Below are 7,851 nucleotides of genomic sequence, written 5' to 3'. Positions count from 1 at the left end.
GTAAAACGTTTCTTCACGTCCAATCTCCGTCGGGTAGGGAATTGGACTCCAAACTGCGGTGCTACTCAAAATCGGGGGGACGTCGCATATAAGTCGGCTGAGGTCCACACGATTAAGCCGCGTATTCCGTGGAAAGTGTTGGCGTTGCCGGGATTGGTCATCCTTGCCATCGCGCTTGGATGGCTCGCCTACACGATGCTCAAGCCCAGCGCGATGGCCGCAAAACTTGGAGATAAGGGGACGCAATCGGCGTCAGCCGATGCGGCCCCTGGCGGGTCAGCGAACTCCGCACGGCGTGATGGTCCGCGATGGGAATCTCCCACCGAATATGCCAAGCAACACCTTCCCCGGTTCGGCACGATGCCGTGGACTGCGCCGGTGTTCGATGACCGCAGCATCACCGCCGATCCGATGTTGATCTGTATGTCCTCGCTCGCGGGCACGGACGCGCAAGGCAAGCACAAGGAAGCCTCCTGCACGTGCATGACAGAGCAGGGCACGGCCTACGACCTCGACCAGCCGCAGTGCCGGACCATTGCCAAGCGCGGGCCGGTCTACAACCCGTATCGCCAGCAGCACGAGAACGAGCAACAGCCCGCCCAGCAGCAACAGGTGGTGCAGGGTGGGGCGGCTGCGTCTGGGCTCAATGGCATCGCCGTGCAGCGCTCTACGCGCACGCAGGGCAGCTTTCCTGAGTCGAAGGGCTACAGCACGAAGACCACCACGCCTTCCACCACGTTGGAGATGTGACATGACCAGCAGCTGCCGCGAGGCGTTGAAGTGGATTGCGCTGGTGTTGATGACCGGCGATCACGTGGCGAAGGTGTTTTTCGGCGGCTATGTGCCGGTGCTATCCGAACTGGGGCGGATCGCGTTCCCGGTGTTCGCGCTGGTCATGGCGTACAACCTTGCTCAGCCACGGGCCGATTATGCGAAATCGGTGCTGCGCCTTGCCGGCTGGGGGCTGCTGGCGCAGCCATTCCACGCCTGGGCGTTCGGGTACTGGCTGTCGCTCAACGTCCTGCTGACGTTCGCGCTCGCAGCTCTGCTCGTTTGGACGGTCCACGCGCGGCACTGGCTCTATGCCGCTGTTTGCGGCGTTGTTCTGCCGCTGGTGGTCGATTATCAGTGGGCGGGCGTGTGGCTCGTTCTGGCAGGCTGGTCGTGTTTCCGGCAGCAGCGTGGACTTGCTGCCGTCTTTGGCAGCTACTCGTTCGCGCGCGATGGCCGGATACAGTTGTTCGTGCCGTTTGGCATTTGGGCCTGCATGGCCGCGCTGTGCTGGTACAACGGCAATCTGTGGGCGCTGGGCGCGCTCCCGGTGCTGGCCCTCGGCTACGTCTGGTGGCCACTGCCGCGCCTGCGGTGGGCGTTCTACGGCTATTACGTTGGCCACCTCGGGTTGCTGGTGCTCATCGCGTCGTTGCCTGCGTTTCAGCAGCACGTCTCGTAGGTAGATGACGTTGTTCCCTGCAGAAGTTCGACTCCCCGGAACCCTTGTGGCAGTAGGCGTTTCAGGATTTGCCGATCGAGCATTTCGCTCGGTGGCCATCATCAGCGACCACTCGCGAGCGATGCAGCAGGTTAGCGACCAGAAGCGCATGTCGCACGGCTCGATGGTCTTGCCTTCAGGCGTAAAGAAGTGGTGGCCCTGGAAACCAAAACCGGCCCAAGGGCCGGCAAGGTCTACGCGCTCGTAGGTGTCGATCACGCTGCGATTTCCGTATCAGAAGGACCACGAGACGGTAGCAGCGAGGTAAGCCAGAGCCACAGCGAGCGCGCCCGCGATTGCACCGCACGCCACGCCTTTTCGCATAATGTATATTATGTAAGATCCCGGGGTGCTGGGTCAGGTTGGGACATGATCATGGCAAATTCCTGACGAATTTCTTAGCCCTTTCAGCATCTTGCATTCGATTGGTTGCGGTCTGTTCGCCGGTCTCTTCTGGGGTCGGGTTGACAGTTGATGACAGTAATACGTGCTTATTGTTCGATCTCGGAGCCTGCGCTACGCGAGCGGTTCGTGTGGTTCCTCCAGATCACTGGGCGCTCGCCTGAGACCGCGAAGTCGTATTTGCGCGCGCTTGCGCGGTTTGATCGCTTTGCGACCGACAATCCCGTGGATCGCAGCGGCATCGATGTGGTCCATCGTTACGTTGGGCTGCGGCGCGACCAGGTGCGGCCGGCTACGGTCAACATTGAAATCAACGCGCTGCGTTGCTGGTTTCGCTGGGTTGCGCAGAACCAGCCAGACGCCTGGCAGCCGAGCAGCTTGCCACGCTGCCGCCGTGTTCCTGTCCGCCGCGTGTGGGCGCTTACCGATGCCGAGGTCGGCATGCTGCTGGCGGCGCCCGACCTGACCACATACGTGGGCTTTCGCGACCACGTCATCATGGCCACCTTGTACCAATGCGGCCTGCGTGCTGGTGAGTTGGCGAAGCTGCAGGTTGGCAGCATTCTTCCCGACGGCTTCTTGATCGTGTTCGGCAAGGGCAACAAAGAGCGGCTGGTGCCGATCGGTGAGCACTGCTTGGGGTTGCTCCACACCTACCTGCGCGAACGCGGAAAGCTGCGCCCTGGAAAGAAGAATGCGCTGTTTCTGACGGTGCAGGGTCACCCATTGCGCGATGCGCGCAGCGTGTGGGTAATCGTCCGCAAATACGCCAAGGCGCTGGGCTATGGCCACGGCGGCGCCGTGGCGGCGCTCGACGCAACCATCTCCACCAGGCCGTGGACCGGCCATTATCCGCACAGGCTGCGTACTGCATTTGCCACGGAGCTGCATCGACGCGGGGTGAACCTTGTGGCGTTGTCGCAATTGCTGGGCCATGCCAGCGTGGTCACTACCGCGCTGTACCTGGGTATCGATATGGGCCAGTTGCGCGACGCAGTCGCTCACCACCCGCGTGCCAACCGCGTGAGCGAGTGAATCAAAATGGCAGGTCATCGCCCCGCTCCTCTTCGCCGGGAAACGCTGGTGCCTTGGGCGCGGCTCGGCCTCGATGTTCGGGCTTGGTCTGTGCGTGCTCCTGGTCTGCGTGCAGCGTCAATCCTGCTGCGTTGACATGCACGAAGACCTTGCTGCGTGGCCGGCCGTCGTCGTTCCATCGCTCTGTGTGCTTGCGCCCCTGCACCGTGATCATTCGGCCCTTGCGTAGCTGACGCTCGGCGGTTTCTGCTGCCGCGCCGAACAGCTTGATGGCGAACCACTCGGTGTGTTCGCAACGTTCGCCACTGCGGTCGGTGTAGGTCTCGGTAACGGGGATCGATAGCTCGGCGACGAGCTTGCCGCCGGCCATCGCGCGGATGATCGGGTTCTCGCTCAGTAGCCCGGTGACGATGACCAGTTGGTAGCCGCTGCTCATGCAGCGGCCCTGTCGTACAGCTGGATCAGATCCGCCGCGTTAGCCCGAACGAACAGTTCGGCCATGTCGGGGCACACGCTGTTGCCGATCAACTTGACCTGATCAGTCTTGGTGATGGGCCTCCACTCGGACGCACCAGTTTCGTCATTGAAGAATAGCCCGCGGTTCAATATGTAGGTCGCCGGGAAGCCCTGCGCCCGCTTCAGCTCATCGGGCTGCAGCATGCGCAAGGTGATGTCTACCAACACATAGCCACCCACCAGCACCAGGTCTGCAGGCTCGGCGAAGTGTTTCGGCAAGTGCTTGTGCAAGAACGCGGCGCAGCGCTTCGCCTTGGCCATCTGGTCGGGCTGCAGAATGTCGGCCGCAAACTGGACCACCTGCACAAGCCCCATGCGGCCCTTGGTGGGTAGCGTATGCATCGGCTCGTCCACGCCCTGCCACTGCCCGCCTTCCCCGTAATACTTCACCAGGTAGGCGCTCACCAGCTGTTGCTGGCTGCCGCTGCTGGTCACCGTGGACATCGGCGCACCCAGGCTACGCCCACCGCCTTCGTAAAAGCCGGCATTCGCCTGTTCAAGAAAGCCAGCTATCATCGCGTGCTTGTTCGTGCCGACGACGGTGCCCAACGGGGCTTCGACGGCTTGCGCCCTCGCCTGCTGCCCTGGGCGTTCGCCGTAGCCGATCGTCATTAGATGCGCGGCGACAAGCGCCTGCTCGCCTCGGTTGGCTCCCGTGACCGTTCGAATTGGCTCGTCGCATGCATGCCCTGCCCGCTCACCGTGATGAGTCAGGTGGGTAAGGTGCGCCGCCGCCATCGCGAAATGCCCGCCCTTGACCTGTGCCACCTGCGTGCGCAGCGGCTCGGCAACATCGAACGTGCGCTGTGTGCTTGCATTGGCATATTCGGTCAGGAACGGCGCCAGTTTCATGCCTGCCACCGCGTGTCCGCCCGAGCCTGTCACTGTGCCCAGCGGTAACGTGATATCACGGCTGCCGTGGCCCCAGCGCTGCACGCCACCGGGCTTGCCTTCCCCGTGTGCCGCCTGGATCATCACCGGGGCGCAGAGTCCGTGATGCGTCCCGCCACCGGTGATGGTCGACAATGGCTGTGCGATCTCATGAGTGGCTTGGTGCCCTGGAGTCGTTCCGCGCAGCGGCACGATAAACGGCTGCGCCTTCGTCAACACATGCCGCCAGCAGCCCTTCGCGATCCGCCGTTCGCTGTTCGCCGCCAGTGGTTTTTCGCGATCGAAGATGCTGCGGCCGAGGTCATCGAAATTGATGCACTCGGCGGCCATGCGCCAGCGCTTGGCTTGCGTGGTCGCGTCACGCAAGTGCGTGACTTCCGGGAAGACAATCGGCCGGCCATCACAGCGGGCAACGCCGTATAAGCGCTTGCGGATAGTGGGCACACCATGATTGGCAGCGACCAACTCGCGCCAGTCGACTTTGTAGCCCAGGCCGCGCACCAGGGCATCCAGTGGCACGTGCTGGCCGATCTCGCGCAAGATCTCCGGCATGTCCGGGTGGTCCGCTGGCAGGCCGGCACCCAGCACGGCAATAAAGGCCTTGAAGGTACGGCCGCGCTCGGCCTTGATCGGCTGGTGTTGATCATCCAGTGGACCCCAATCGCAAAATTCCTCGACGTTTTCCCAGAATATCAAGCGCGGCCGCGTGGCGTAGGCCCAGCGCACGATGATCCAGGCGAGCCCGCGAATCCTGACGTTACGCGGTTTGCCGCCCTTGGCCTTAGAGTGATGCCGGCAATCGGGCGACGCCCATAGGATGCCGACGGGACGCCCGCGCGTGGCGATGTAAGGGTCAACCTCGAACACGTCGGCCACGTAGTGCTCGGTGTCGGGGTGATTGGCGCGGTGCGCGGCGATCGCAATCGGGTTGTGGTTCACGGCGACATCGGGGTGCCTGTATGCGCGCGCGATGCCAAGGCTCGCGCCGCCGCCACCGGCGAACAGATCCACCACCAGTTCCTTCGCGAAATTCAGCGAAAAATTCCCGTCAGCCATGTTGAAGTCCTTCTAATTCTTGTGGGGTCGCGCTGCCGCAGGTGGATAGATAGGTTTCTGCCTCGTGCCGGTTTATGCCGCATGTGCGCATGAGGTGTGCTGCACGCGAGTCGAACGCGCCGCACTGGATCTGGTCGGCTTGGCGGCGCAGCTCTGGGATCTGCCGTGGCTGCACCTTCAAGGCATGCGCGAGTGCGCGATCAGAGAACACGCTGTGATCCGGGGCAATCGCGTGCAACTCGGTTCCGGTTATGATCGCCGTCATGCCGCCCTCCCCTGCGCTTTGCGCGGTGCGTCAGGTAACGCACGCAGGCGTGCCAACAATGCTTCATGTTGGCCCCGCGTCAGGTTCAGTGTGCTGGTGGCGCCAACTGCCTGGAGGTGCAGGCGGTACGTCGGTTCGTCCAGGCCCTTCGTGCCATGCGCGTAGCGCCGCAGTGCTTTGACCAAGGGCTTGCTGATATGGAAATCACGGTCAGCCATTGCGCACCTCGCCTGCAGGCCTGGCCTGCTGCTCAATGAGGTTGCTCACCGCCCACTGACGCATGCGGGCCCATCGCGATTCCGGTGTTTCGTTCCACAAGGATGCTTCGTCGTTCATGTAGACCACCTCCTGCGCCAGTTGCTCTGCGATGTTCAGTCGTGCAGCGGCGCGATCAGCCATGAAGTCGTAATCAGTGCCTCCGTTTGGCCCTTGGTCCAAATCTGTCCCACGCAGATGCGCCACCGCGCCTAGCGCGCAAAAACAACCATCCTGCTCGACAGTGTGGGCGATCAACTTCCTTTCGGGCAGCGCATCCAGGGCGGCGATCAAGTCCCGTAGCAGCGCCTGACCGCGCTTGCCACGCATGGACGATGCCACCTGCGCGCGCCAACGCCCCAGGGCCAATGGATCGTCAATGTCATCGCTATATCCAGAGCGGCTCACGCATCACCATCCTTCGCCGCAGCAGGCTGGACCTGCTGGTCGATGATCTGCAGCACATCTGCCAGCACCAAATCGGGATCTGTCTCTTCGGCGGGAATTCGCATGCATCCGTGTCCTGACGTGATGCGCCTGATCGCAGCCTCGATTCGTGGGCGCATGGCTGCCAAGTCCTTCGCCGCTGCCGGCTGGTGTTCCGAGCAAACCGCATCCATATGGTCATGGCATGCACACGGCGGCCGCGACATTTCAGCCGCTGCGGGCTGGGGGTGGGTGGCGAGGGCGCGGCGTAGGTTGGCCAGCGGAGTTTGCAACTCGCTCGCCGCATGCTTGTTGTAGTAGAAGCAACCGTCATCCCACACCCCGTTTTTCTCGACGGCATCGGCGAGCGCTGCTGCTTCGCGCAGCACATCCACCGGCACAGCAGCAGGGGCGGGCTGTCCCGCGTAGATGCCAGTCCCATCAGGGAAGCTGCCCCTGGTAAACCCTGGGTTCCAGGAAAATCCCGAAGGGCTGTGCGTGTCGATGACTCCAATCTTGGTCGAGCCAAACGTCGCAGGCGCGGGCGGGACGGTGTAGAGCGCGAGCGAATACCGCCCATGGTCGAATCCAAGCGATGATTTGCATGACGCGGGGACAAAGTGGCCGCGCCCTGGGTCGCCATAGTGAGACGGCTCCTGCCCGATTGGCTGGAGGGCGGCGAGCGCAGCTTTCGCGTGGTTTAGCGCATGTTCGAAGTTGTCCATGCAATCCGCGCCGTTGGTTTGAACCACACGGCTTTGCAGGTACCCGCCTGCCTTCACCAACTCCAGAAGTTGAACGCGCAGATCGCTATCTGCCTGGCCAGAAATTCCCGCACTGGGTTGCACTGTGGTTTTCGATTCAGACATGGCGCGCCCCTCGTGGTTGCTCTTCGTCGTGTAAAACCGCAACTGCATCGCGGACGCTGACTGCGATCAATGCGTCAGATCCAACCGCACGCAGATCGCTCAACTGGATGGCATTGATGCATGCCAGGTGGTCAGCCGCTGCCGATCGCAAGCGGCGCGCCCACTGCTTGAGCAGGCGCGCTTCGGCGAGCGTGCCCGCGCGAAACGCCTGGTTCGCAACCTCTGTCGCCAGGGCGGCCAGATCCATGCCGGCAGCGTCGGCGCGCTCGGCCAATTCGTGCAGGCTGGGGCGCAGTGCATTGCGGCCGATGGCGTTGCCGGCGACGAAGCCGATGCCGCCGGTGGTTAGGGCCGTGATCAAAATGCTGATGATGGTGATCATGCGGCCATGACTCCCCTGCCCGGCAACTCAGGCAGCAAGGTGCGTTGCTGATCGGTGAGCCGGTATTGCGCGACACGGCAGTCATCACCGTCGCGGTTCGGTACCGTGATGGGTGTGCTAGCGATGTTGAAGCCCTGGTTGCGCAGGTCGTGGACCCGCGCGCTTGCGCGCGCAATGCCTAGCTCCATCCAGATCTCGACCGCGGTCATCGGCTTTTGCTTCAGTGCGGCGAGTAGCTTGGTGTTCTGATCCTCGTGCATGG

At 62.8% G+C, this 7,851-nt stretch carries 10 protein-coding genes and 2 pseudogenes; 3 read left to right on the top strand and 9 right to left on the bottom strand.

What is annotated here, in order from left to right; genetic code table 11:
- Together XcodCFBP4690_RS17330 and XcodCFBP4690_RS17325 are read left to right on the top strand one after the other, a co-directional pair.
- Positions 1–750: pseudogene (locus XcodCFBP4690_RS17330) on the top strand (hypothetical protein); the annotation flags it as partial.
- Between the two features lies 1 nt (position 751).
- Positions 752–1,453: a TraX family protein gene (locus XcodCFBP4690_RS17325; RefSeq protein WP_104542861.1), complete on the top strand. Its 702-nt coding sequence runs from the start codon at positions 752–754 to the stop codon at positions 1,451–1,453.
- On the opposite strand, the pseudogene XcodCFBP4690_RS17320 reads toward XcodCFBP4690_RS17325, so the two are convergent.
- Positions 1,418–1,711 (bottom strand): annotated as a pseudogene (locus tag XcodCFBP4690_RS17320) (DUF3653 domain-containing protein); the annotation flags it as partial. The gene XcodCFBP4690_RS17325 and the pseudogene XcodCFBP4690_RS17320 overlap by 36 nt on opposite strands.
- 255 nt (positions 1,712–1,966) lie before the next feature.
- On the opposite strand from XcodCFBP4690_RS17320, the gene XcodCFBP4690_RS17315 reads away from it, so the two are divergent.
- Positions 1,967–2,929: a tyrosine-type recombinase/integrase gene (locus tag XcodCFBP4690_RS17315; RefSeq protein WP_104542859.1), complete on the top strand. Its 963-nt coding sequence runs from the start codon at positions 1,967–1,969 to the stop codon at positions 2,927–2,929.
- Between the two features lies 1 nt (position 2,930).
- On the opposite strand, the gene XcodCFBP4690_RS17310 is transcribed toward XcodCFBP4690_RS17315, so the two are convergent.
- The 8 genes from XcodCFBP4690_RS17310 to XcodCFBP4690_RS17280 are packed head-to-tail and all read right to left on the bottom strand — an operon-like array spanning position 2,931 to position 7,849.
- The gene (locus tag XcodCFBP4690_RS17310) at positions 2,931–3,365 is read right to left on the bottom strand and encodes a single-stranded DNA-binding protein (RefSeq protein ID WP_104542857.1); all 435 of its coding nucleotides are present in this window, start codon (positions 3,363–3,365) and stop codon (positions 2,931–2,933) included.
- A complete protein-coding gene (locus XcodCFBP4690_RS17305; protein ID WP_104542855.1) occupies positions 3,362–5,392 on the bottom strand; it encodes a DNA cytosine methyltransferase in 2,031 nt (676 codons plus the stop codon). Before XcodCFBP4690_RS17305 ends, XcodCFBP4690_RS17310 begins: the two co-directional genes overlap by 4 nt.
- On the bottom strand, positions 5,385–5,657 hold the full coding sequence (locus tag XcodCFBP4690_RS22520) for a hypothetical protein (protein WP_146091943.1): 273 nt from the start codon (positions 5,655–5,657) through the stop codon (positions 5,385–5,387). Before XcodCFBP4690_RS22520 ends, XcodCFBP4690_RS17305 begins: the two co-directional genes overlap by 8 nt.
- Positions 5,654–5,875 carry a hypothetical protein gene (locus tag XcodCFBP4690_RS17300; protein WP_104542853.1) on the bottom strand — a complete coding sequence of 74 codons (222 nt, stop codon included), beginning with the start codon at positions 5,873–5,875 and terminating at the stop codon, positions 5,654–5,656. The genes XcodCFBP4690_RS22520 and XcodCFBP4690_RS17300 overlap by 4 nt, the downstream gene beginning before the upstream one ends.
- Positions 5,868–6,320, bottom strand: a complete 453-nt coding sequence (locus XcodCFBP4690_RS17295; RefSeq protein ID WP_104542851.1) for a hypothetical protein — start codon at positions 6,318–6,320, stop codon at positions 5,868–5,870. The genes XcodCFBP4690_RS17300 and XcodCFBP4690_RS17295 overlap by 8 nt, the downstream gene beginning before the upstream one ends.
- Complete coding sequence (locus XcodCFBP4690_RS17290) at positions 6,317–7,207, bottom strand: hypothetical protein (protein WP_146091942.1); 891 nt, start codon at positions 7,205–7,207, stop codon at positions 6,317–6,319. The genes XcodCFBP4690_RS17295 and XcodCFBP4690_RS17290 overlap by 4 nt, the downstream gene beginning before the upstream one ends.
- Positions 7,200–7,589, bottom strand: coding sequence for a hypothetical protein (locus XcodCFBP4690_RS17285; protein WP_104542847.1), 390 nt, complete (start codon positions 7,587–7,589; stop codon positions 7,200–7,202). The genes XcodCFBP4690_RS17290 and XcodCFBP4690_RS17285 overlap by 8 nt, the downstream gene beginning before the upstream one ends.
- The gene (locus XcodCFBP4690_RS17280; RefSeq protein WP_104542845.1) at positions 7,586–7,849 is read right to left on the bottom strand and encodes a helix-turn-helix domain-containing protein; all 264 of its coding nucleotides are present in this window, start codon (positions 7,847–7,849) and stop codon (positions 7,586–7,588) included. Before XcodCFBP4690_RS17280 ends, XcodCFBP4690_RS17285 begins: the two co-directional genes overlap by 4 nt.
- Positions 7,850–7,851: the final 2 nt, after the last annotated feature.

It is taken from the genome of Xanthomonas codiaei (assembly GCF_002939785.1).
GTDB classification, from domain to species: domain Bacteria; phylum Pseudomonadota; class Gammaproteobacteria; order Xanthomonadales; family Xanthomonadaceae; genus Xanthomonas; species Xanthomonas codiaei.
This window is presented reverse-complemented; position numbering and strand designations above follow the sequence as displayed.